The organism is Streptomyces sp. NPDC058457 (genome assembly GCF_042720695.1).
In the GTDB taxonomy this organism is placed as follows: domain Bacteria; phylum Actinomycetota; class Actinomycetes; order Streptomycetales; family Streptomycetaceae; genus Streptomyces.
In genome coordinates, this window is the sequence record NZ_JBHXLU010000021.1 from 1 (window position 1) to 23070 (window position 23070).

The window sequence follows — 23070 nt, forward strand, 5'->3', positions numbered from 1 at the left end:
GCGGCGCCCATGGCGGCGCCCATGGCGGCGCCCATGGCGGCGCCCATGGCGGCGCCCATGACACCACCGATGGCAGCACCGATGCAGGCGCCCCCCATGGCCGCGACGGCCGCGGCGCCGATGGCCATGACCGCGCCGGCCGAAGCGATGATGGCCGCGCCCACCATGGCGATGCCCACCGCCGCTCCGGTCATGACGGCCCCGGTCATGACGGCCCCGGTCATGACGGCCCCGCTCCCCACCACCCCCCTGCCGACCGCGCCCCCGCAGGTCGCCGCCCCGGTCCCCGCCGCACCCGCGGCCGTGCCCGGCGCCTTCGCCGCCGATCCCGGTGCCTTCCTCCAGCCGGGCGTCGCGGCCGAGCCGGGCAAGGCCATGAAGGCGCTGGCTTTCGCGCGGGAGCAGATCGGCCGGCCGTGCGTATGGGGGGCGACCGGGCCCGGGGCGTACGACTGCTCCAGCCTGACCCAGGCCGCCTGGCGCGCCGCCGGTGTCATACTGCCGCGCAGCGCGCCGGAGCAGACCCTGGCCGGCACCCCGCTGACGCTGGCCGCCATCGAGCCCGGTGACCTGGTCTTCTTCTTCGACGACGACAGCCACGTCGGGATCTACGCGGGCGGCGGCACGATGGTGCACGCGCCCAGCCCGGGGGCGCTCATCCGCGAGGAGTCGATCTACAACGCCGGGGAGTCGGCGATCCACCGGGTGATCCGCCCGGCCTGAACCGGCCGGCACCGGCCTCCCCCGAGGTCAGACCCTCCGCCGCCGCGTGCGCCAGCTCTCGTGGTGGTCCAGGAGGGTCTCCTCGACGGGCCGGTAGGCAAGGCCCAGTTCGCGGACGCTTCGGCCGTTGTCGACGCGGAAGCGGATGCCGAGGTGCTTGCGTATGTAGTCCTGGGTGAGGCCGAAGAGGGGGCCGAGGACCCGTACCGGCCCGTGCGGGAGCGCGGTGCGCGGCAGACGCGGGTCCCAGGGGTGGCGGGTGCGGATGATCCGGGACATCTCGTGGAAGGACGTCATCGTCTCGTTGGCCACGATGTAACGGCCGCTCGCCGCCGGGTTCTCCGCCGCCGCTATGTGCGCGTCGGCCACGTCGCGGACGTCGGCGGTGGTGAAGCTGAAGTCCGGGGCGCCATAGCAGAAGTAGCCCTTGAACAGCTCGTCGAGCAGGAAGAGGCTGCCGGACTCGGAGGCGGGCGTCAGGGACGGGCCCAGGATCAGTCCCGGGTTGACGGACACCATGCGCCAGCGGTCCTGGGCGGCCTCGGCGTCCCGGGCGGCGCGCTCGGCGACCGTCTTGGCGTAGTGGTAGGGGTTGTTCGCCACCGTGCTGGTGGTGTTGAAGTACTTCTCCGTCAGCACCTCGCCGGCCATCTCGCGGACGTCGGCGTAGTCGCCGAAGATCGTGCCCACGGTGGAGGTGAAGACCAGGGTCGTCACCTCCGGGGTGCGCTCCACGCCGCCGAGGACGTTGCGGGTGCCGAGCAACGCCGGGTCCACCACGTCCCGTTGGCCGTCCTCGATCCGCTCGGGCATCAGGAACGGCGAGGCCACGTGGAAGACGGTCGCGCAGCCGCGGAACGCCTCGTCGAAGGAGCCGTCCTTGAGCAGGTCGGCCTCGAAGAGGGCGAGTCGGCCCGGGAAGGCCTCCTGGAGCTCCCACAGGGGCCGTACCTTCGTCGCGTCGGAGGCGCGGCGGACGGTCGCGCGGACCCGGTACCCTCGCTCCAGCAGCCGCCGTACCAGATGGCTGCCGACGAATCCGCTGCCACCGGTCACCGCGACGGTCGTCTCCCCGCGTGCGTCCACGCTTCCACCCCTCGCCCTCGGGCCACCGTGCCTCGGTGCGCCGCAGAGGACAGGTTGGTGCATGGCCGGGGCGCCCGCCAAGCACCGGGCGGCCACTGTGACGCCCGGGAAGCCATAAGCCGGGCCCGACAGAAGTCATAAGATCGCCTTATGGGGTCATAGAGCGGACCCGCGTACTAACTTAGGACTGCCTTAGTTTAGGCTTCCCGTTCGAGATCGCTTGTCCTCACTCGAAGGGAACCTGATCATGCCGCGCCCCCTGCGGGTAGCCATCGTCGGAGCCGGCCCCGCCGGGATCTACGCCGCCGACGCCCTGCTCAAGTCCGCGGTGGCCGCCGAGCCCGGCGTGTCCATCGACCTCTTCGAGCGGATGCCCGCCCCGTTCGGCCTGATCCGGTACGGCGTCGCCCCCGACCACCCGCGCATCAAGGGCATCATCACCGCCCTGCACCAGGTGCTCGACAAGCCGCAGATCCGCCTCTTCGGCAACGTGGACTACCCGACCGACATCAGCCTCGACGACCTGCGTTCCTTCTACGACGCGGTGATCTTCTCGACGGGTGCCACGGCCGACCGCGAGCTGCGGATACCCGGCATCGAGCTGGACGGCTCCCACGGCGCCGCCGACTTCGTCTCCTGGTACGACGGCCACCCGGACGTGCCGCGCACCTGGCCGCTGGAGGCCGAGAAGGTCGCGGTCCTCGGCGTCGGCAACGTGGCCCTGGACGTGGCCCGCATCCTCGCCAAGACCGCCGACGAGCTGCTCCCGACGGAGATCCCGCCGAACGTCCACGACGGCCTGAAGGCCAACAAGGCCCTCGAAGTGCACGTCTTCGGCCGCCGCGGCCCGGCGCAGGCGAAGTTCTCCCCGATGGAGCTGCGGGAGCTGGACCACTCCCCCAACATCGAGGTCATCGTCGACCCCGAGGACATCGACTACGACGAGGGCTCGATCGAGACCCGGCGCGGCAACAAGCAGGCCGACATGGTCGCCAAGACCCTGGAGAACTGGGCGATCCGCGACGTCGGCGACCGCCCGCACAAGCTCTTCCTGCACTTCTTCGAGTCGCCGGCCGAGATCCTCGGCGAGGACGGCAAGGTCGTCGGCCTGCGCACCGAGCGCACCGCGCTGGACGGCACCGGCAACGTCAAGGGCACCGGCGAGTTCAAGGACTGGGACCTCACCGCGGTCTACCGCGCGGTCGGCTACCTCTCCGACAAGCTGCCCAAGCTGCCCTGGGACATCGAGTCGGGCACGGTCCCGGACGAGGGCGGCCGGGTCGTCGAGGAGAGCGGCAGCCACCTCCGGTCGACGTACGTCACCGGCTGGATCCGCCGCGGCCCGGTCGGTCTGATCGGCCACACCAAGGGCGACGCCAACGAGACGGTGTCGAATCTGCTGGACGACTACGCGCACGGCCGGCTGCACACCCCGGAGGCCCCCGCGCCGGAGGCCGTGGAGGCATTCCTCGCGGAGCGCGACGTCCGCTTCACCACCTGGGAGGGCTGGCACAAGCTGGACGCCGCCGAGAAGGCACTGGGCGAGCCGCAGGGCCGCGAGCGCGTCAAGCTCGTGGAGCGCGAGGACATGCTCCGCGAGAGTGGTGCGTGAGGCACTGACGCCGAACGGGGCCCGCCCCTGAGCGGATGGGCGGGCGGGCCCCGTTCGCCGCACCATTGTGCGGGGCGTGCCGGATCAAGGGCACGAGTGAACCGGCGTCGTACGACGCACACGATGTGCGCCCCGGGTGCGGGGCGCACACCCCGTGCGCGGGCGGCCCCGCCCGGCGGGCCACGCTCCCGAGCGGGGATACTGGAAGACGCAGCCCGCTCCCACCAGCAGATTGGCCCATGTCGAACTCCGCCGCCGACCGCGCCGTCCTTCCGCCGACCGTCTGGCCCGCTCGCGGCCGCCACACGGGCCCGCACTCCGAAGAGGTGATCCGCAGGATCCTGCGCCGCCGCAAGGAGACCGGCGCCCTCGACGACTTCGCCGAACCCCCGGTGCCCGACGACTTGGCCCGGCGGGTCTTCGAGGCCCGCTGGCGCGTCGACGACGGCACCGTGACGGTGCGCGCCCGGCTCACCCTCGTCGACCTGCAGGGCCGGCAGGCGGGCCGGGAGTGGCAGCTCGTCGCCGAGGCCGACCGGCCCTGGGACGAGGCCTGGCCCTCCCCCGCGGCGATGTTCTGGCCGGACGGCGAGGAGGCCGGTGACGGCGGCGAGGCCGCCTGGGACTACCACCCGGCCGTGGCGGGCGTGCGGCTGCGCACGGTCAACCCGCTGCCCGGCGACGACAAGGACATGCGCCGGGTGCTGCGGGACGCGGCGAAGGACGCCTGGTGCGTCAACCTCGTCGTGCACGAGGCGATGACGCCCGACACGCTCGGCCGGCTGCCGCTGGTCCGGCGGCTGCCGCCCGGCCTCGCGCACCGCGTGGTGGAACACCGCGCCGCGCCCCAGCAGTTCCGAGCCGTCAACTGGGCGCTGCGCGACCTCGGTGCCGAGGTCCCGCGCGGCGGCGCCGTGCTGCTGCCCCCGGACCCGGCGCCGTCGGACTACGACGCGCAGGAGTACGCGGTGCGCAGCGTCTTCCTGGACGGCTCGGAGCCCACCGAGTTGATCGCCGCCCTGCGCCGGTTCGCGGCACTTGCGAAGCCCGCGCCGCAGGGCGCCGAGGAGGCGCTGGCCGATCTGCGCGACAACTGGACCCTGATGACGCTGGAGGAGGAGCTGGCGCGCGAACGGGGGCGCGTCGCGCAGTACGCCGAGGCGCTGGAGGCCATGACCAGGTCCCGGGACCTGTACCGGGAGGCCGCCGAGCGGGCCGGCGAGGCGCTCGCCGCCCTCCGCGACACCCCCGCCCCGCCCGCACCGGCGCCCCAACCCGCCTCCCCCCTCCAGCAGTTGACCCGCGCCTTCAAGGGGCTGCGGGCCCCGAAGGAGAATGCGGAACCGACGGCCATGCCCGGGGACGAAACCGGGAACACGGACCAGTGAGAGACCCCGGGCCGGATCGGGGCCGGACGACAGGACAGCCATGGACACCACCACGACCGTGCTCGTGATCTGCGCGATCGTCGCCGCGGCCCTGCTGGCGGGCGCCGTCGCCCTACTCGTACGACTGGTCCGCACCCGGCGCACCCTGCGCCGGGCCGGGCTGCCGACCGGCTCGCGCTGGGTGTTCTGGGGCGCCGTGCTGTATCTGGTGCTCCCCACCGACCTGCTGCCCGACCCGATCTACCTGGACGACATCGGCGTCCTGCTGCTGGCCCTGCGCTCGATGCGGGCGGCCCTGCCGGCGGAGGACCCGGAACTCTGACCCGCCCGGCATGACAGAGTGACGCAAGCCACATTCGCCGGTGTCCCCGGTCCGTCCGCGGTGTCCGGGAGGACGGTCACCTGGCGCTTCGGCCGGCGGGCGCGGGCCGAGCCGGCCGGCGCCGTGGCCGCCACCGCCGTGGGTCCGTGTCGCGGAGGTGCGTTTTCGGGCCGTCGTGACGCATTCTTGCTGTGTCACCCACCCGGCGGTGCGCGGACTAGGTAGGACCCGATGACTGGGAGCGGCGAGCCCATGGGCCGGGCGCGTGAGCGGCTGACCGCGCTGCTGGTCGAGGCCTCGACCGGCGCCCTGGGCGCGGCGGGCGGCCACGTCGCCGGGGTGTACCTGCGCTCCGGTACCCCGGGACTGCTGCGCCTGGCCACGCTGGTGGGACTTCCCGGCCCGCTGTTCCGGCCCTGGTGGCGGCTGCACGTGGACCGGCCCTTCCCGGTGGCCGACGCCTACCGGCTCGGTGTGCGGGTGGTGCTGCCCGACGCCACCGAGATGGTGCGCCGGTATCCCCAGTTCGCGGCGGGCCTGCCGTTCCAGTTCGGGTCGGTGTACACGCCCGTGCCCGGCGCGGAGCCGTCCTTCGGGGTGCTGACCGTGCTGCGTCCCGCGACCCCGGACACCGTGGACGAGCTGCCCGACCTGGACCGGCTGGGCCGGCTGGCCGAGCGGCTGGGGGCCGGACTGCGCGAGCTGGTGGCCGAGGAGGGCGACGCGGCGGTCGCCTGGGAGGGCGAGCCGGTGTGCATACGGCCGCCCGCGCCACGGCCCGGGGCGGCCCGGGTGGGCCGCTTCACCTGGGATCCGGTCACCTCGGCGGTGCGCGCGGACGACCGGCTGCACGCCCTGCTCGGCATGGCGCCGGAGGACTTCCCCGGTACCGGAACCGAACTGGCCGTGGCCGTGACGCCCGACGACGCCGACGACGTGCTGGCCGCGCTGCGCGAGACCGCGGCCGGCAAGCCGCCGCACTCCCCGCTGCGGGTGCGGGCCGCGGACGGCGCCCCGCTCCTCCTGGAACTGTGGCCGCCGCCCGGCGCCGCCGACCCGTCCCTGGTCTCCGGGATCGTCGTCGACCCGGGCCCGGCCGCGGCCGCCGACGGAGCGGCCGACCTGCTGCCGCAGGGCGTCTTCTGCCTGGACCGCACGGGGGTCGTCCGCTACGTCAACCCGGCCGTCGTCCATCTGTCGGGCCGGCCGCGCTCCGAGCTGCTCGGCCGGCCCGTGTGGGAGGCGATGCCGTGGCTGAGCGGTCCGCCCTACGACGACCACTGGCGGGGTGCGCTGCTGGCCCGCGGTCCGGTGCACTTCCAGGTCCGGTGCGAGGACGTCGCCGAGGGCGAGTGCCTCGCTCTGTCCCTGCACCCGGGCCCGGACCTCATCACCGGAACGGTCGTCCCGGCGAGCCGGATCGACCCGGCCGTGCACCTGCCCCACCCGGTCGAGCCGGGCACGGCAGCCGAGCCGAGCACGGCGACCGGGCCGAGCACCGCGACCGGGCTCGGGCGGCCCGGTGGGCCGGGCGTGCCCGGTGGGCCGGGCGTGCCCGGTGGTCCTTCGATGGCCCCGCTGTACCGGCCGATCGCTCTGGCCATCGCGCTGACCGACGCGGTGACCGCCCAGCAGGTCTCCGCGGTGGTGATGCAGGAGCTGCTCCCCGCGTTCGGCGGCCGCCGGCTGGCCATCTACCTGCTCCAGGACCGGCATCTCTACCTCGCCTGGGAGACCGGCTTCCCGCCGGGCTTCCTCGCCCCGTTCGACGGGGTCGGCCTGGACGCCCGCATCCCCGGTGTCGAGACCCTCACCACCGGCAGGCCGCTGTTCTTCGAGTCGATGCGGCAGTTGGCGGACACCTACCCGGGCCTCCCCCTGGACACCGACGTGGGCGCCCGCGCCTTCCTGCCGCTGATCGCCTCGGGGCGCCCGGTCGGCACCTGCATCCTCGGCTTCGACGTCGAGCGCGGTTTCAGCACCGAGGAGCGCACCGTCCTCACGGCCCTCGCGGGCCTGATCGCGCACGCGATGGAGAAGGCCCGGCGCTACGACAGCGAGGCCGCCCTCGCCCGCGGTCTCCAGCAGGCGCTGCTGCCCCGCCGGCTGTCGGCACACCCCCGGGTGGAGACCGCGGGCCGGTATCTGCCGGGCACCCAGGGCATGGACGTGGGCGGCGACTGGTACGACGTCGTCGGGTCGGGCGACGGTCTCGCCCTGGTCATCGGCGACGTCCAGGGGCACGGCGTGCAGGCGGCCGCCACCATGGGGCAACTGCGCAGCGCGGTAAGGGCGTTCGCGCTCAGCGACCGGCCGCCCGACGAGGTGCTGAGCGGCACCAACCGGCTGCTCATCGACCTCGACCCGGGTCAGTTCGCGAGCTGCTGCTATCTGCGCCTTGACCCCGCCACCGGGCTCGTCCGGATCGCCCGGGCCGGTCATCCGCCGCCCCTGTTGCGCGATCCGGACGGCCGCACCCGCGTCCTGGAGATACCCGGCGGTGTGGTCCTGGGCGTGGATCCGCGGGCCCGGTATCCGGTGACCGAGCTGGAGCTGGCGCCGGACGCGATCCTCGCCCTGTACACGGACGGGCTGGTGGAGCGGCCGGGCGCGGACATCGACGAGGGCATAGCCGCGCTGGGGGCGGCCCTGTCCGAGGCCGGGGCGGTGCCGGGGCGGCCCGGCGGCCGGACCCTGACCGGAGTGGCCGACCGGCTGACCGCCATGGCCCGGCACGCCACCGACCGCCCCGACGACGTGGCACTGCTGCTCGCCACCCGCCGCCCGGAGCCCGCGCGCCGAGGGTGATCAGGACACAACGGGGTATCTCGCCGGTTACCTCAGGGGGCGCTCTCGCCTCGCGGGGCGGGGCAGTGTAGACATGGGCTCATGGTCCGTCAGCCCGGCCGGTCCGACCCTCGGCCGTCCCGATCCGGGACTCCGCGCGCGCCGCTCGCCCAGCGGGAGCGGGAGACCGGCGGGCCGGGGCGTATCCGGTCCGGACGGCTGTGGTCGGCGCTGAGCGGACGCAGCGTGGCCGGGCAGGTCTTCGTGCTGCAGGTGGCGATCGTGCTGCTCCTGATCGTGTCGGCCGTGCTGGCCCTGGTGCTCCAGGTACGGCACGACAGCACCACCGAGGCCCGCAACCGGTCCCTGGCCGTCGCCCAGACCTTCGCCGAAGCCCCCGGCACCGCGGCGGCGCTGCGGCTGCCCGACCCCACGAAGGTGCTCCAGCCACGGGCCGAGGCGGCCCGCAAGGCGACCGGCGTGGACTTCATCGTCGTCATGAACACCGACGGGATCCGGTACACGCACCCCAAGCCGGACCGCATCGGCAAGAAGTTCGTCGGGACCATCGGGCCCGCGCTGGCCGGCGGGACGGTCACCGAGGAGGTCCACGGCACCATCGGGGAGCTGGTGCAGGCCGTGGTCCCGGTCCGGGACGCGAACGGCAAGGTGGTGGGCCTGGTGTCGGCCGGCATCACCACCGCGCACGTGGGCGGCACCGCCGACCAGCAGCTGCCGCTGCTGCTGATCGCGGCCGCCGCGGCACTGGCGCTGGCGACCGCGGGAACGGCGCTGGTCAGCCGGCGGCTGCTGCGCCAGACGCACGGCCTGGGCCCGGACGAGATGACCCGGATGTACGAGCACCACGACGCGGTGCTGCACTCCGTGCGGGAGGGTGTGCTGATCGTCGACGGCGACGGCCGGCTGATGCTCGCCAACGACGAGGCACAGCGCCTGCTGGACCTGCCCGGGGACGCCGAGCGCCGCCGGGTCCTGGACCTCGGCCTGGACACGGAGACGGCGTCGCTGATCGGCTCGGGACGGGTCGCCACCGACGAGGTGCACCTGGTCAAGGACCGGCTGCTGGCCGTCAACCAGCGCCCCATCGCGGTACGCGGCGGCCCGCCCGGGAGCGTCACCACCCTGCGCGACTCGACCGAGCTGCGCGCCCTCTCCGGGCGCGCCGAGGTGGCCCGCGAACGCCTGAACATGCTGTACGACGCCGGGGTGGGCATCGGCACCAGCCTGGACGTCACCCGCACCGCCGAGGAGCTGACGGAGCTGGCCGTGCCGCGGTTCGCGGACTACGCCACCGTCGACCTGTACGACGCGGTCCTCAAGGGCGAGGAGCCGAAGCCCGGGGACGCGCTGCGCCGGGTGGCGTTCGCCGGCATCCGCAAGGACGCCCCGCTGTACCCGGTCGGCGAGCGGTTCCAGTTCGTGCCGTCCTCGCCGCAGGGCCGGAGCCTGGAGAGCGGCGAGTCCGTCGTCGAGCCGCGGCTGCGGGACTCGCCCGGCTGGCGGTCCCAGGACGTGGAACTGACCGGACGGATCCTGGAGTTCGGCATCCACTCGCTGATCACGGTGCCGCTGCGGGCCGGGAACCTGGTGCTGGGCCTGGCCAACTTCTGCCGTTCGGAGAAGCCCGCACCGTTCGACGCCGAGGAACTGGCCCTCGCGGAGGAGCTGGTGGCGCGGGCCGCCGTCTCCATCGACAACGCCCGCCGGTACACGCGCGAGCACAGCATGGCGGTGACGCTGCAGCGCAGCCTGCTGCCGCGCAGTCTGCCCGCGCAGAGCGCCCTGGACATCGCCTACCGCTATCTGCCGGCCCAGTCGGGGGTGGGCGGCGACTGGTTCGACGTGCTGCCGCTGTCCGGGGCCCGGGTGGCGCTGGTGGTCGGGGACGTGGTGGGGCACGGGCTGCACGCGGCGGCGACCATGGGGCGGCTGCGCACCGCCGTGCACAACTTCACGGCGCTCGACCTGCCGCCCGACGAACTGATGGGTCTGCTGGACGAGCTGGTGGGCCGTATCGACCAGGACGAGACCCCCGCGGACGACGCGGACAGCCCGGCCACGATCACCGGGGCGACCTGTCTGTACGCGATCTACGACCCGGTGTCCCGGCGCTGCACGGTGGCCCGGGCCGGTCATCCGCCGCCGGCACTGGTGGGCCCCGACGGCAGCGTGGAGTTCCCGGACGTGCCGGCGGGCCCGCCGCTGGGCGTGGGGGGACTGCCTTTTGAGACGGCCGATCTTGAACTTCCCGAGGGCAGCAGTCTGGTCCTCTACACCGACGGCCTGGTCGAGGACCGGCAGCGGGACATCGACGAGGGCCTCGAACTGCTCGCCGGCGCCCTGGAGTCGGCGGTCGGCTCGACCCCCGACGACACCTGTGCGGCCGTGCTGGAGCGGCTGCCGGCCCGCCCCAGCGACGACGTGGCGCTGATCGTCGCCCGCACCCGGGCGCTCGGCGCGGACCGGATCGCCGAGTGGCAGGTGCCGGCCGATCCGGCGGCCGTCTCCGAGGTCCGGTCCAAGGTGACCCGTCAACTGGCGGAGTGGGACCTGGACGAGCTGTCGTTCACCACCGAGCTGATCCTCAGCGAGCTGGTCACCAACGCCATCCGGCACGGCCGGCCGCCCATCGGGGTACGGCTGCTGCGCGACCGGGCGCTGATCTGCGAGGTGTCCGACGCCAGCACGACCTCGCCGCATCTGCGGTACGCGGCGAGCACCGACGAGGGCGGCCGGGGCCTGTTCCTGGTCGCGCAGCTGTCCGAGCGCTGGGGCACCCGCTACACGCCCGCCGGGAAGGTCATCTGGGCGGAGCAGCCGCTGCCATGACCCTCAGCCCAGCGCGCGGTCGAGGTTGAAGGCGGCGCTGATGAGGGAGAGATGGGTGAACGCCTGAGGGAAGTTGCCCTGTTGCTCGCCGGTGCGGCCGATCTCCTCGGCGTACAGGCCGAGATGGTTGGCGTAGGTGAGCATCTTCTCGAAGGCGAGCCGGGCCTCGTCCACGCGTCCGGCGCGGACCAGGGCCTCCACGTACCAGAAGGAGCAGATGGAGAAGGTGCCCTCGTCGCCGCGGAGTCCGTCGGGGCTGGCCTGCGGGTCGTAACGGTAGACGAGGGAGTCGGAGACCAGGTCCTCGGTGAGGGCGTCCAGGGTGGACAGCCACTTGGGGTCGGTCGGGGCGATGAACTTGGCCAGGGGCATCATGAGCAGCGAGGCGTCGAGGACGTCGCCGCCCTCGTGCTGGACGAACGCACCGCGCCGCTCGGACCAGCCGCGGTCCATGATCCACCGGTAGATGGTGTCGCGGCACTGCCGCCAGCGGGGCAGGTCGGCGGGCAGGCCGCGCCGGTTGGCGAGGCGGATCGCCCGCTCGACGGCGACCCAGCACATCAGACGCGAGTAGAGGAAGTTCTTGCGGCCGCCGCGGGTCTCCCAGATGCCCTCGTCGGGCTGGTCCCAGTGGTCGCAGACCCATTCGACGAGGCGGGTGACGTCGTCCCACTGGCCGCTGGAGATGGGCTCGGCCCACTTGTCGTAGAGGTAGATCGAGTCGATGAGGGCGCCGTAGATGTCGAGCTGGAGCTGGCCTGCCGCGCCGTTGCCGACCCGGACCGGGGCGGAGCCGCAGTGGCCCTCCAGGTGCGTGAGCTCGCGTTCGGGCAGGTCGGAGCGGCCGTCGATGCCGTACATGATCTGCAACGGGCCGGAGGCGAAGCCGTCGCCGGGGCTGATGTAGGTGGTCACGAACTTCATGAAGGCCGCGGCCTCGCTGCTGAAGCCGAGCCGCAGCAGGGCGTAGACGGCGAAGGCGGCGTCGCGGATCCAGACGTAGCGGTAGTCCCAGTTGCGTTCGCCGCCGAACTGCTCGGGGAGGCTGGTGGTGGGCGCGGCGACGATGGCGCCGGTGGGCGCGTAGGTGAGCAGCTTCAGGGTGAGCGCCGAGCGGTGCACCATCTCGCGCCAGCGGCCCCGGTAGCGGGACTGGTGCAGCCAGCGCCGCCAGTAGCAGACCGTCGTTTCGAACTGGCGCTCGGCCTCGGCACGGGCGCAGCCGCGCGGGGCGATGTCCTCGCCGGCCTGGTCGAGGGCGAAGACGGCGGACTCGCCCTCGGAGAGCTTGAAGTCGGCACAGGCGTCCGGGCCGTCGCTCTCCAGGGCCACCGTGGAGGTGAGCAGCAGGGCCTTGGCCGCGGACTCGAACAGGGCGGTGTCACCGAGTATGCGCAGGGTGTGCGGGTCGGCACCGTAGTTGAAGCGGGGGGCCACCCGGACCCGGAAGGGGACGGTGCCGCGCACGCACAGCACCCGGCGGATCAGCCGGTGCCGCTCGCACTCGGCCGGCTCGCCCGACTCGCCCGTCACCGGCATGAAGTCCTGGACCTCGCCGACTCCCTCGTCGGTGTAGAACCGGGTGATCAGCACATTGGTGTCGGGGAAGTAGAACTGCTTGGTCCGGGCCGGTACGGCCGCGGCCAGCGCGAAGAAACCACCGCGCTCGGCGTCCAGGACGGCGGCGAAGACGCTGGGGGCGTCGAAGGACGGGCTGCAGTACCAGTCGATCGTGCCGTTGCTGCCGACCAGGGCCACGCTGCGCAGATCGCCGATCAGCCCGTGCTCGGCGATCGGCAGGTAGCGGGGGCTCCCGGGCGCATTCTGATAGAACGACTGTTCGGCCATCGTGACGGCCTCCCCGGAACGGATGTATCGCTACCTTACAGCTTAAAAGGGGCGCTATCCTTCCCGCACCGGCTGCCGGCACCGGGCAGGGCCCTGGGCCGCTCGGGATGCGGGGTGCGGCCGGGCGGGCAATCGTGAGAGTGTGCACCCCGCTCCGTGAAGGAGAGACCATGTCGACCACAGAACCCGAAGCGTCCCGGTCGCCCGACGACCGCGCCACCCCGGACTCCCTGCTGCACAGCGCCCCCGGCACCGGGGTGGCGCCCGAAGACCTGGTGATGGCGTCCGGCCGGGACGTCACCCCGGCCACGCTCGAATGGGCCAGGAAGAAGATGGAGCGCGAGGGGCCGAACTGCATCGAGCGGCTCCTGCCCTGACTCCGGCGGCGCGACGACCATGCCGACCAGGCGCAGTCTCCTCGGGCTGCTCGGCACGGCGGGCCTGACCCCGTCCGTGCCCGGTGCCGTCGCACCGCACTCCCCTGTCGCCGCACCGCACTCCGCTCCGGCCTCCGCCGGATCCGCGGCCGACGGAGGCGCGGCGCACGCCCGGTTCATGAACCTCGCGATCGAGGAGGCGCAGCGGAACCCTCTCTACCCCTTCGGGGCGGTGTTCGTGCACTCCGGCCGGGTACTGGGGCAGGGCGTCAACGCCTCGGCCGAGAACCCCTCGTACCACGGGGAGATGGTCGCGATGGCCGACTACGTGCGCAGGGCCGGCAACCACGGCTGGGCCGCGACGACGCTGTACTCGACCGCGGAGCCCTGTGCCATGTGCATGAGCGCCTGCGCCTGGGCGGGGGTCGGCCAGGTGGTCTGGGGGACCTCGATCGAGGAGCTCGGCCGCACCGGTCTCGACCAGATCGCGATCCCGGCGGCCGAGGTGGCGCGGGCGGCGAGCCCCTTCTACTCCCCCGGGCTGCTCGGCGGAGTACTCGCCGAAACGACGGACGCCCTGTTCCGGCGCGCGCAGCTGCTGCGCGCGGGCCGTACCGGCGGGCCGCCCTAGCCGACCGGGCCGGGGCCCGCGAGGTGCGCAACGGCCCAGGTCCGTACCGGATTTCACGAGCAGGTTGCCCGTTCACCCTTTCGAAGCAGGGCCGCGTGCTGACAGACTCCGCAGGGTGCGCGATTTCGACATGCTTGTCATCGGATCCGGACCCGGCGGCCAGAAGGCCGCCATCGCCGCGGCCAAGCTCGGCCGCCGGGTCGCCGTCGTCGACAGCCCCGACATGGTCGGCGGCGTGTCCATCCACACCGGGACCATCCCCTCGAAGACCCTGCGCGAGGCGGTCCTCTACCTGACCGGTCTCACCCAGCGGGATCTCTACGGCCAGAGCTACCGGCTGAAGGAGGAGATCACCGTCGCCGACCTGACCGCGCGCACCCAGCACGTGGTCAGCCGCGAGGTGGACGTCATCCGCAACCAGCTCTCCCGCAACCATGTCACCCTGTGCTCCGGCACCGGCCGGTTCGTCGACCCACACACCGTCGCCCTGCGCGAACCGAGCGGCAACGAACGGCTGTTGACCTCGGAGCACATCGTCATCGCCACCGGCACCCGGCCGGCCCGCCCGGACAGCGTCGCGTTCGACGGCCGCACCGTCATGGACTCGGACAACGTGCTGTCGCTGGAGCGGGTGCCGCGCTCCATGGTCATCGTCGGCGCCGGTGTCATCGGCATGGAGTACGCCAGCATGTTCGCCGCGCTCGGCAGCAAGGTCACCGTGGTCGAGAAGCGCGCGGCCATGCTCGACATGTGCGACGTCGAGGTCGTGGAGTCGCTCAAGTACCACCTGCGGGACCTGGCCGTCACCTTCCGGTTCGGGGAGACCGTCGCCGCCGTCGAGCGGCACACCCGGGGCACGCTGACCGTGCTGGAGAGCGGCAAGAAGATACCGGCGGACACGGTGATGTACTCGGCGGGCCGCCAGGGCCTGACCGACGGACTGGACCTGGAGAGGGCGGGCCTGTCCGCCGACCGGCGCGGCCGGATCACGGTGGACGAGCACTTCCGCACCGAGGTGCCGCACATCTACGCCGTCGGCGACGTCATCGGCTTCCCCGCGCTCGCCGCGACGTCGATGGAACAGGGCCGGGTCGCCGCGTACCACGCCTGCGGGGAACCGGTCGGACAGATGGACAACCTGCAGCCCATCGGCATCTACACCATCCCGGAGATCAGCTTCGTCGGCCGGACCGAGGACCAGCTCACCGAGGACTGCGTGCCGTTCGAGGTCGGGGTGGCCCGCTACCGGGAGCTGGCCCGGGGCCAGATCATCGGCGACTCGCACGGCATGCTCAAGCTCCTGGTCTCCCCCGACGACCGGCGACTGCTCGGCGTGCACTGCTTCGGTACCGGAGCGACAGAACTGATCCATATCGGCCAGTCGGTGATGGGCTGCGGCGGCACGGTCGACTACTTGGTGGACGCGGTGTTCAACTACCCGACGCTCGCGGAGTCTTACAAGGTCGCGGCCCTGGACGCCACCAACAAGCTGCGGCAGCTCGACCGGCTGGAGGACTGAGGGGCTTCAGGAACCACTGCTTCCGGTGTGAGGGTTGGGCTCCCCAAGTGGCATATGTGATTACCGGTCGGTCAGCTTGAAAGGTCAAAGAGGGCCGCTATAGTCACACCCACACACGCGGTGTGACCGTCCGCCGACTCTCGGCATGCGGCCTTCACCACGCCTTTCTTCTCCTGGCCGGCCCTTGCCCCGAGGCCATCCCTCACCGGGTCCGAGGACGGTCGCGCACCCCCCACCCGTACCGCCGCGGGCCTGCACTCCTGTGCGCCGTGCACGACCGGAAAGCAGCACAACCTATGAGCAACAACAGGGGCAGAGGGCTGCAGGCCAACGCCCTCGGCACGTTCGACACGGTGGTCATGGCCATCGCGGGCAGCGCACCGGCGTACTCGCTGGCCGCGACCACCGCGGTGCTGGTCGGGTCGGTGGGGCTGGCCAGTCCGGCCGCCCTGCTGTGGTGTGCGATACCGATGCTGGGCATCGCGCTCGCCTTCAGCTACCTGGGCCGGATCGACGTGAACGCGGGCGCCAGCTACTCCTGGGTGGGCCGCACCCTGCACCCGTTCCTCGGCTTCGTCAGCGGCTGGGCGCTGGTGGTGTCCGCGACCATCTTCATGGTGGCCGGCTCACTGCCCGCCGGGTCGATGACGCTGTCCCTGTTCGACTCGGGCCTCGCCGACAACGTGGCGTTGTCGACGGTGGTCGGCGCCGCCTGGTTCCTGGTCATGCTGGCGGTGGTGCTCGGCGGCGCCCGCCTCACCGTCCGCGCCCAGCTGCTGATGTCCGGCATCGAGCTGGCGGTCCTGCTGCTGTTCGCGGTGCTGGCCCTCTTCCACACCGGCAACGCCCGTGCCTTCGACTGGTCCTGGCTCGGCTTCTCGCACTTCGACGGCGTCTCCGGCTTCGCCTCGGGCGCGCTGATCGCCGCGTTCTACTACTGGGGCTGGGACGTCACCAGCAACCTCAGCGAGGAGACCCGCAACTCCCGCCGTACCACCGGCCTCGCCGGCCTGATCGGCGTGGGCATCGTCTTCGCCCTGTTCGAGGTGTTCACGATCGCCGTGAACGTCATCCTGTCCTCGGACCAGATCGCGGCGAACGACGCCAACGTGCTGGGCGTGCTGGGCGAGGAGATCTGGCCGGGCTGGGGCGGCAAGCTGCTCATCGTCGCCGTGATGCTGTCCACCATCGCCACCCTGGAGACGACCCTCATCCAGGTCACCCGCTCGCTGTTCGCGATGGGCCGCGACCGTACGATGCCGACCGCGCTGGGCAAGGTGCACCGCACCTGGAACACCCCGCACGTGGCGATCGGCGTGGTCGGCGCGGTGGCGCTGACGCTGTTCATCGCCTCCAACGCGCTGGGCTCGGTGGGCGAGATCCTCTCCGACGCCATCTCGGCGATCGGCCTGCAGATCGCCGTCTACTACGGTCTCGCGGGCCTCGCGGTGGTCGTGGCCTACCGCAAGATGCTGTTCAGGTCGGCGGGCAACTTCCTGCTCGGCGGGCTGTGGCCGCTGTGCGGCGCCCTGTTCATGTTCTGGATCTTCGTCGAGTCGCTGGGCGAGCTGAGCACCGCGGCGATCGCGATCGGCATCGGCGGCCTGGCCGTCGGCCTGATCCCGATGCTCTGGTACTGGAAACAGGGCAGCGACTACTACCGGCCGGCCAAGCTGGACGCCACCCGCATGGTCGAGGCCGACCTCGTCCCCGACGAACACGTCACCGCACATGCCCGGGCTTACGAAGGCCTCCCCACCGATTTCTGAGGTACGAGTCCGATGGCGCGCGACCGCTTCGCCCCCGACTTCGACCCGGACTGCGGGGACCAATCCCTCACCTCGGCCCGTCAGGACATCGTCATCGGCCGCTGGCAGGGCCTCCGGGAACTGCTGCGGGCCACCGGCCCGGACTGGCTGGTCCGGGGGCACCGGGTGCGGCTCCTTGCGCAGGCCTGCGCGGGCAGCTCGACGGCGGAGTCCTGGCTGGCCGCCGAGCCGCACGGCGCCGACGCGCTGGTGCTGCGCGCGGCGACCGAGACGGCCCGGGCGTTCACCCTGGCCATCTCGGCGGGCCGGGGCATCCCGATCGACCGGGCCAGGATCGACACCGCCGTGCTGGCCTGCCTGACCGCCGCCGAGGCGTACCCGCAGGACCCGACCCCCTGGGTCTCCCTGATCTCGGTGGCCCGGCTGTATCCGACCGGGGTGCGCCGGCAGGAACTCGCCCGCTGGTGGGACGAGTTGCACCGGCGCGACCCGTACAACGTGGAGGGCCATCTCCAGGTGCTCCACTACTACTCCGCGCGCTGGCACGGCACGCACGGCCTGATGTACGACTTCGCCCGGGACGCGGCCGGGGTCGCCCCGCCGGGGTGCGCGCTGCCCGTCCTGGTGCAGTACGCCCGCGTCGAGGAGTTCCGGTACGCCCTCGACGCGGCGGCGGGACAGCAGAACGCGGTCGCGCTCAGCCAGCACTGGAAGCACGACGGCGCGGTCAGCGACGTACGGCGCACCTGGGAGCGCTGGATCGCCCAGCGCGGCGAGGCCCCGGTCGCCCCGGGCGAGCTGCGTGACCTCAACTACCTGACGCACGCGGCCTGTCAGGCAGGCGTCACGGACCTCGCCGTGGACCTGCTGCGACTCATGGGGCGACGGGCCACCCGCACACCCTGGTCGTACACCGGCGACGCGGAGAAGCAGATCATCAAGTGGCGGGCGGACCTGAAGCTACGCGGCTGACGGGGCCCCTCGCCGTCCGCACGGCCGACGGCGAGGGGCCTGGCCGAGTGGTCGGTGTGCGGCTACCGCAGCAGGGCCTCCAGCAGGTCGGTGCCGAGGCGTGCGCAGGTGGCGAGGTCGAGTTCGTAGCGTACGTAGCGTCCTCGGCGGTGGGTGACGAGCAGTCCGGCCTTCTTGAGTACCGCCAGTTGTCGGGACACCTCGGGCGCGGTGAGCTGCCAGTAGGCGGCGAGTTCGCCCGTCGTGTGCGGGCCGCGGGCCAGCGTGCGGCACAGGCGCAGGCGTACCGGGTGGGCGAGTGCGTCGAGGCGGCGGCGGACCGCTTCGGGCGCCGCGGGGTGGTCGAGGCCGGGCCGGGCGGCGGGGTACTGGACGACGGGATGCCAGCCGGGTGAGAAGACGATGGTCAGGTGCGGGCGGCCGAAGTCGCTGGGGATGAAGGTGAGCCCGGTTTCGGTGGTGGTGCCGGTACTGACGTCCTGGAGCTTGTCGATGACGATGCGCCGCCGCCGGTGTGCCGTGTCGAGGGTGATGGCGCTGGAGACGGCGGCCAGGGTCTGCTCCGGGCCGTGCCGGCTCCACAGGTCGGACTTCTGGCGGGCGTCGGCGGCGAGGTGATGCCGGACACGGTGCCAGGTGTCGGCGAAGAACGCCTCCTCGCAGTCGTGCAGGAGCCTGCGCACCCAGTCGCGTACGGCCGGAGGGTCCGCGAGCAGCCGCTCCGCGAAGGCCGCCTGCCGTGGCCCGCCCGCCCGGGCCACCTCCAGCGCCTGCTCCCGGTCCGCCGGGTCGCTGAGCGGTGACCCCGGTGTCCCGTGCGCGGACGCCGTGGCGCGCTGGGAGGTGAGTGCCGCCGTGACATAGGCCTCGTCCGAGATGCGGTCGACGGCGTCCAGTTCGTCGGCCAGCGTCGCGCCGGGGCGGCCGGGCAGGAGGAAGTCCGCGCGGGCCGACCTCCACAGGGCCTCCGCGTCGAGCAGCCGGTCGGCGAGACCGGGCGGGAGCGAGGAGAGGGTGGCCGTGGCCCAACCGAGCAGCTCCGGATGATGGTTGGGCTCGGACAGAACGTGCAGCATCGCGGTCAGCTCGGCCAGTGGTGAGGGCACGAAGCGGATCTGCTCATGCGGCAGTCCCGTGATGTCGATGGTCACGCTCATGGACTCATCGTCGCAGCCGGAGGCGGGCGGCCCAGCCCGGCGCGAAGTGGATTGGCGCTGATCGTCAATCCAGGTGCCCGGCGGTGCAACCGGCGGGGACCGTGACTGCCATGAGGACGGACACCGATACGCATTCGAATCCGGGCCCGGGCACGGGAACTGCACGGAACGCCGGGGCCCTCGTCAGGCTGACCCGGTTGCCGCGGGTCCCGGGCAGCGGCCGGTACACCTCGGCGCTGCTGGTGGACGCCCTGGCCGCCGGGCTGATGCGGCCCTTCCTGCTGCTGTACGGGATCAGCGTGCTGCACCTGGACGCGCGCGACGCCGGGCTCGCACTGTCCGCCGGGATGCTGGCGGGCCTGGGCGCCATTCCCCTGACCGGCCGGTGGATCGACCGCGGCGCCCTCACGACGCCGGTGACCGCGACGCTGCTGGTACGGGTCGGGGGAACCGTCGTACTGCTGGCGGCCACCGGACCGCTCGGATACGCGGCGGCGGCGGTGTTGCTGGGCATCGGCGTCCAGTGCTGGCCCGCGGCCCACGCCGCCATGGTCGCCGCCCTCGCCGACGACCGGCACCGCGACGCCGCTCTGGCGGCCGCACGGTCACTGCGCAACGCCGGCATGGGAGCGGGGGCGTTGGCCGCCACCCTCGCGGTGGCCGCCGGCACCGGTGCGCTGCGGATCCTGGCCGTGGTGACGACTCTGGGATATCTCGTGGCGGCGGCGCTGGTGTGGTCGATGAAGGTCCCCGCCACGGCACGGGGTGAGGACGAGCAGCACGCGGAGCCTGCCGCCGGCACCGATGTGGATTCCGGCGCCGGTGCGACGTACGGCGACGGACTGCGGCAGGTCACCGTCCTGAGCATCGTCAACCTGCCGTACGCGTTCTGCTACGACGTCCTCGAAGTGGCGCTGCCCGCCATGCTGGTGACCTCCCTGCATGCCTCGCCCTCCTGGTCGGCCGGCATCTTCGTGGCCAACACCGTGCTGGTCGTCGTCACCCAGGTGCCCGTCGTGCTGTGGCTGGCGCGACGCTCCCGACGATCGGTGCTGGCCGGCGCGGGGGCCGTGCTCGCCCTGTCCTACCTCGGGTTCTGGGCGGCGGCCGCACTCGGCGGGCCGGGCGGCACGGTGACCGTCGCCGCGGTGTCGTTGCTGTACACCGCCGGAGAGATCCTCTACACCGGCAGCGGCACACCGCTCGTCCTGGCCACGGCACCGCCGCGGCTGCGCGGCCGCGCGCTCGCCCGCTGGCAGCTGTCGACCGGCATCGGCCGGGCCGCCGCACCGGCCGCGCTCACCGCTCTGCTCACGGCGGGTCCGGCGCTGCTGTGGGGTGCCCTGGCCGCAACCACCCTGCTGGCGGCGGCCGTCGTCCGCGTCACACGATGATCGCGTGCCGGTCGAACCGTCTAGCCCTCGGTCTGCTCGGCGGGCCGGGCGAGGCCGGTCGTCCACTTCTCCTCGATGCGGCCCGCCTTCCAGACCACCAGGGCGATGGCCCAGGTGGCGAAGAAGAGGCCGACGATGACGAAGCCGACGGTGTTGAGGTCGAGCCCGGCGACCCAGTCCCAGAAGGCGCCGTGCAGGTCCATCTTGTCGGCGAGGAGGCCGAGGAGTTCCACGGTGCCGATGATGAGGGCGACGGCCACGGACAGGCCGGTGATGGTGAGGTTGTAGTAGACCTTGCGCACCGGCTTGGAGAACGCCCACTCGTAGGCGAAGTTCATGAACGAGCCGTCGATGGTGTCGAGGAGCGACATGCCGGCCGCGAAGAGCACCGGCAGGGTGAGGATGGCGTACCAGGGCAGGCCGGAGGCGGCGCCGGAGCCGGCCAGGACCAGCAGGGCGATCTCGGTGGCGGTGTCGAAGCCGAGCCCGAACAGCAGGCCGAGCGGGTACATCTGCCAGGGCTTGCTGATCGAGCCGGTGACCCGGCCGAGGAAGCGGTTCATGAAGCCGCGGTTGTTCAGCTGGGTCTCCAGCGCGGCCTCGTCGTAGGCGCCTGAGCGCATCTGCCGGAAGACCTTCCAGATGCCGGCCAGGATGACGAGGTTGATGCCGGCGATGAGGTAGAGGAAGGTGCCGGAGACGGTCGTGCCGATCAGGCCGGTGACCTCGTGGAGGTGCGAGTCGTCGTTCTGGACCGGTCCGGCCAGGGTCTTCATGCCGAGCGAGAGCAGCAGGGCGAGGCCGAAGACGATGCTGGAGTGGCCGAGGGAGAACCAGAAGCCGACCGACAGCGGGCGCTGGCCCTCGCCCATCAGCTTGCGGGTGGTGTTGTCGATGGCCGCGATGTGGTCGGCGTCGAAGGCGTGCCGCATGCCCAGCGTGTACGCGGTCACGCCGATGCCGATACCGAACGACTCGGTGCCCACGCTGAGGTGCTGCGGCGCGATGATCCCGACCAGCGTGCCCCAGCCGATGACGTGCAGGGCGAGCACGAAGCCGGCCATCCCGCCGACCCTGATCCACTCCTGCCGGGTCATGGAGCCCCGGACACGGCGCCAGGCCGAGCGCTTGGTCTCGGCCTGGGCGAGGAGGGACGGAGCGGAACCGGGGGCGGCCGTCATCGGGAGGTGACATCCTTCGGTCGAACAATGGGCAGCTGCCATTGGCAGCCTTGTGCCATCCTCCCGTACTTGCACATTGTTCGCAGCAGCGCCCGCGACAGGCCTTCACCAAGAGAACGTCATGGAAAGGTAAAGGCCGGTCCGGTGGTCAGGTCGCCAGCAGTCCGCTCCCCAGCCAGTCCTTGGCGTTCCGCACGCCCGGCAGGGCGAAGAAGTAGCCGCCGCCGGTCGGCGAGATGTAGTCGACGAGCGGCTCGTCGATGAGCCGGGTCTGGGTGGCCTCGAACTGACGCCGGACGTCCTGGTTGTAGCAGCAGAAGACCAGGCCCATGTCGAGGTTGCCGACGCTGTCGACGCCCCGGTCGTAGTTGTAGCCGCGGCGCAGGATGCGGGAGGTGTCGGTCTTGGCGGTGCGGGGGTTGGCGAGCCGGATGTGGGCGTCCAGCGGGATGGCGTTGCCCTTCGGGTCCTTGGCGTACTGGGGGATGTCGGTCTCCTTGGCGCCGTCCAGCGGGGCGCCGGTGTCCTTGCGGCGGCCGAACATCAGCTCCTGCTCGCTGAGCGAGACCCGGTCCCAGAACTCGACGAGCATCCGGATGATCCGGACGACCTGGTAGCTGCCGCCCGCCGTCCAGGCCGGCTCGCCCTGCCCCTCGCCGACCCAGATCAGCCGGTCGGTCTCGCGGGCGGAACTGACGTCCGGGTTGGCGATGCCGTCCTTGAAGCCGAGCAGGTTGCGCTGGGCACCGGTCGGCCGCGGGGCGTTCTGGAAGCCGTCGATCCGCCACTTGATCTGCATGGCACCGCGGGTGTGTTTGGCGATGTCGCGCAGGGCGTGCAGCACGGTGTCCGTGCTGTCGGCGCAGATCTGCAGCGAGAGGTCGCCGTGGCACTCGGCCGCGTTCAGGTTGTCGTTCGGGAAGGTCCGCATCGGTGTCAGGCGGGCCGGCCGGGCCTTGGCGAGCCCGTAGCGGCCGTCGAACAGGGAGGCGCCGACGCCGACGGTGACGGTCAGCGCGTCGGAGGGGACCTCGGGGCCGAGGATGCCGTTGTCGGCGGGCGGCGAGCCGACGCCGAGGTCCTCGGGGGTGCCGCCGGAGGTGAGGAAGCGGGCCCGTTCGGTGATCGTCTTCAGCAGGTCGGTGAGCCCCTGCCGGGTGTCGGCGATGACGTCGAGGGAGACGAAGGTGGCGGCGGCCGGGGCCGGCGTGAGGATGCCGGCCTGGTGGGTGCCGTGGAAGGGGACCTTCGCGGTGCCGGTCGCGTCGGCGGCCTGGGCCTCGGCGGTGCCGCCGGCCTGGCTCAGCGCGAAGCCGCCGCCGGCCAGGACCGCGCCCGCGGCCCCGGCGCCCAGCGCGGTCCGCACGAAGGAGCGGCGGCCGGTACCCATCGGGCAGGACGGGGTGTCGGCAGCGGACATCGGAGGGTTCCCTTCGTCGTACGGGTGCGGGTGC

At 72.5% G+C, this 23070-nt stretch carries 18 protein-coding genes; 12 read left to right on the plus strand and 6 right to left on the minus strand.

Annotated elements, in window-relative coordinates; translation table 11 throughout:
- Window positions 1-224: hypothetical protein (locus ACFWPS_RS18675; RefSeq protein WP_383706360.1), on the minus strand; the 224-nt coding region annotated here is incomplete at its 3' end.
- On the opposite strand from ACFWPS_RS18675, the gene ACFWPS_RS18680 reads away from it, so the two are divergent.
- Window positions 223-723: a C40 family peptidase gene (locus tag ACFWPS_RS18680; protein WP_383706362.1), complete on the plus strand. Its 501-nt coding sequence runs from the start codon at window positions 223-225 to the stop codon at window positions 721-723. The two genes, ACFWPS_RS18675 and ACFWPS_RS18680, sit on opposite strands and share 2 nt — an antisense overlap.
- A 27-nt stretch (window positions 724-750) precedes the next feature.
- Here ACFWPS_RS18680 and ACFWPS_RS18685 read toward each other — a convergent pair whose 3' ends face one another.
- On the minus strand, window positions 751-1809 hold the full coding sequence (locus ACFWPS_RS18685; RefSeq protein WP_383706364.1) for an NAD-dependent epimerase/dehydratase family protein: 1059 nt from the start codon (window positions 1807-1809) through the stop codon (window positions 751-753).
- A 247-nt stretch (window positions 1810-2056) separates the two neighbouring features.
- Here ACFWPS_RS18685 and ACFWPS_RS18690 point away from each other — a divergent pair, with 247 nt between their 5' ends.
- From ACFWPS_RS18690 to ACFWPS_RS18710, 5 genes are all read left to right on the plus strand, one after another.
- Window positions 2057-3421: an FAD-dependent oxidoreductase gene (locus ACFWPS_RS18690; RefSeq protein ID WP_383706366.1), complete on the plus strand. Its 1365-nt coding sequence runs from the start codon at window positions 2057-2059 to the stop codon at window positions 3419-3421.
- A gap of 239 nt (window positions 3422-3660) precedes the next feature.
- The gene (locus tag ACFWPS_RS18695) at window positions 3661-4809 is read left to right on the plus strand and encodes a hypothetical protein (RefSeq protein WP_383706368.1); all 1149 of its coding nucleotides are present in this window, start codon (window positions 3661-3663) and stop codon (window positions 4807-4809) included.
- A gap of 40 nt (window positions 4810-4849) precedes the next feature.
- Window positions 4850-5131 (plus strand): YkvA family protein, encoded by a 282-nt coding sequence (locus ACFWPS_RS18700; protein WP_383706370.1) that lies wholly within the window; start codon window positions 4850-4852, stop codon window positions 5129-5131.
- Between the two features lie 231 nt (window positions 5132-5362).
- On the plus strand, window positions 5363-7939 hold the full coding sequence (locus tag ACFWPS_RS18705; RefSeq protein ID WP_383706372.1) for a SpoIIE family protein phosphatase: 2577 nt from the start codon (window positions 5363-5365) through the stop codon (window positions 7937-7939).
- A gap of 81 nt (window positions 7940-8020) precedes the next feature.
- Complete coding sequence (locus ACFWPS_RS18710) at window positions 8021-10768, plus strand: SpoIIE family protein phosphatase (protein WP_383706374.1); 2748 nt, start codon at window positions 8021-8023, stop codon at window positions 10766-10768.
- Between the two features lie 3 nt (window positions 10769-10771).
- Here the strand turns inward: ACFWPS_RS18710 and ACFWPS_RS18715 are convergent, their stop codons facing one another.
- The gene (locus ACFWPS_RS18715; protein WP_383706376.1) at window positions 10772-12616 is read right to left on the minus strand and encodes a glycoside hydrolase family 15 protein; all 1845 of its coding nucleotides are present in this window, start codon (window positions 12614-12616) and stop codon (window positions 10772-10774) included.
- A 170-nt stretch (window positions 12617-12786) separates the two neighbouring features.
- Between ACFWPS_RS18715 and ACFWPS_RS18720 the strand changes: the two genes are divergently transcribed.
- From ACFWPS_RS18720 to ACFWPS_RS18740, 5 genes are all read left to right on the plus strand, one after another.
- Window positions 12787-12993, plus strand: coding sequence for a hypothetical protein (locus ACFWPS_RS18720; RefSeq protein WP_181805276.1), 207 nt, complete (start codon window positions 12787-12789; stop codon window positions 12991-12993).
- Between the two features lie 19 nt (window positions 12994-13012).
- Window positions 13013-13624, plus strand: a complete 612-nt coding sequence (locus tag ACFWPS_RS18725) for a nucleoside deaminase (RefSeq protein ID WP_383706378.1) — start codon at window positions 13013-13015, stop codon at window positions 13622-13624.
- Between the two features lie 115 nt (window positions 13625-13739).
- On the plus strand, window positions 13740-15143 hold the full coding sequence (gene sthA, locus ACFWPS_RS18730; protein ID WP_383706380.1) for a Si-specific NAD(P)(+) transhydrogenase: 1404 nt from the start codon (window positions 13740-13742) through the stop codon (window positions 15141-15143).
- 296 nt (window positions 15144-15439) lie between these two features.
- Window positions 15440-16912 (plus strand): APC family permease, encoded by a 1473-nt coding sequence (locus ACFWPS_RS18735; protein WP_383706382.1) that lies wholly within the window; start codon window positions 15440-15442, stop codon window positions 16910-16912.
- A gap of 12 nt (window positions 16913-16924) precedes the next feature.
- Window positions 16925-17884: a hypothetical protein gene (locus ACFWPS_RS18740; RefSeq protein WP_383706384.1), complete on the plus strand. Its 960-nt coding sequence runs from the start codon at window positions 16925-16927 to the stop codon at window positions 17882-17884.
- A 62-nt stretch (window positions 17885-17946) separates the two neighbouring features.
- On the opposite strand, the gene ACFWPS_RS18745 is transcribed toward ACFWPS_RS18740, so the two are convergent.
- Window positions 17947-19041: a DUF5937 family protein gene (locus ACFWPS_RS18745; protein ID WP_383706386.1), complete on the minus strand. Its 1095-nt coding sequence runs from the start codon at window positions 19039-19041 to the stop codon at window positions 17947-17949.
- A 197-nt stretch (window positions 19042-19238) separates the two neighbouring features.
- On the opposite strand from ACFWPS_RS18745, the gene ACFWPS_RS18750 reads away from it, so the two are divergent.
- Entirely contained in the window at window positions 19239-20435 is a 1197-nt protein-coding gene (locus ACFWPS_RS18750) for an MFS transporter (RefSeq protein WP_383706388.1), read from the plus strand.
- Between the two features lie 20 nt (window positions 20436-20455).
- Here ACFWPS_RS18750 and ACFWPS_RS18755 read toward each other — a convergent pair whose 3' ends face one another.
- Together ACFWPS_RS18755 and efeB are read right to left on the minus strand one after the other, a co-directional pair.
- On the minus strand, window positions 20456-21616 hold the full coding sequence (locus ACFWPS_RS18755) for a HoxN/HupN/NixA family nickel/cobalt transporter (protein ID WP_383706390.1): 1161 nt from the start codon (window positions 21614-21616) through the stop codon (window positions 20456-20458).
- A 148-nt stretch (window positions 21617-21764) separates the two neighbouring features.
- Window positions 21765-23036, minus strand: a complete 1272-nt coding sequence (gene efeB / locus ACFWPS_RS18760; RefSeq protein WP_383706392.1) for an iron uptake transporter deferrochelatase/peroxidase subunit — start codon at window positions 23034-23036, stop codon at window positions 21765-21767.
- Between the last annotated feature and the right edge of the window lie 34 nt (window positions 23037-23070).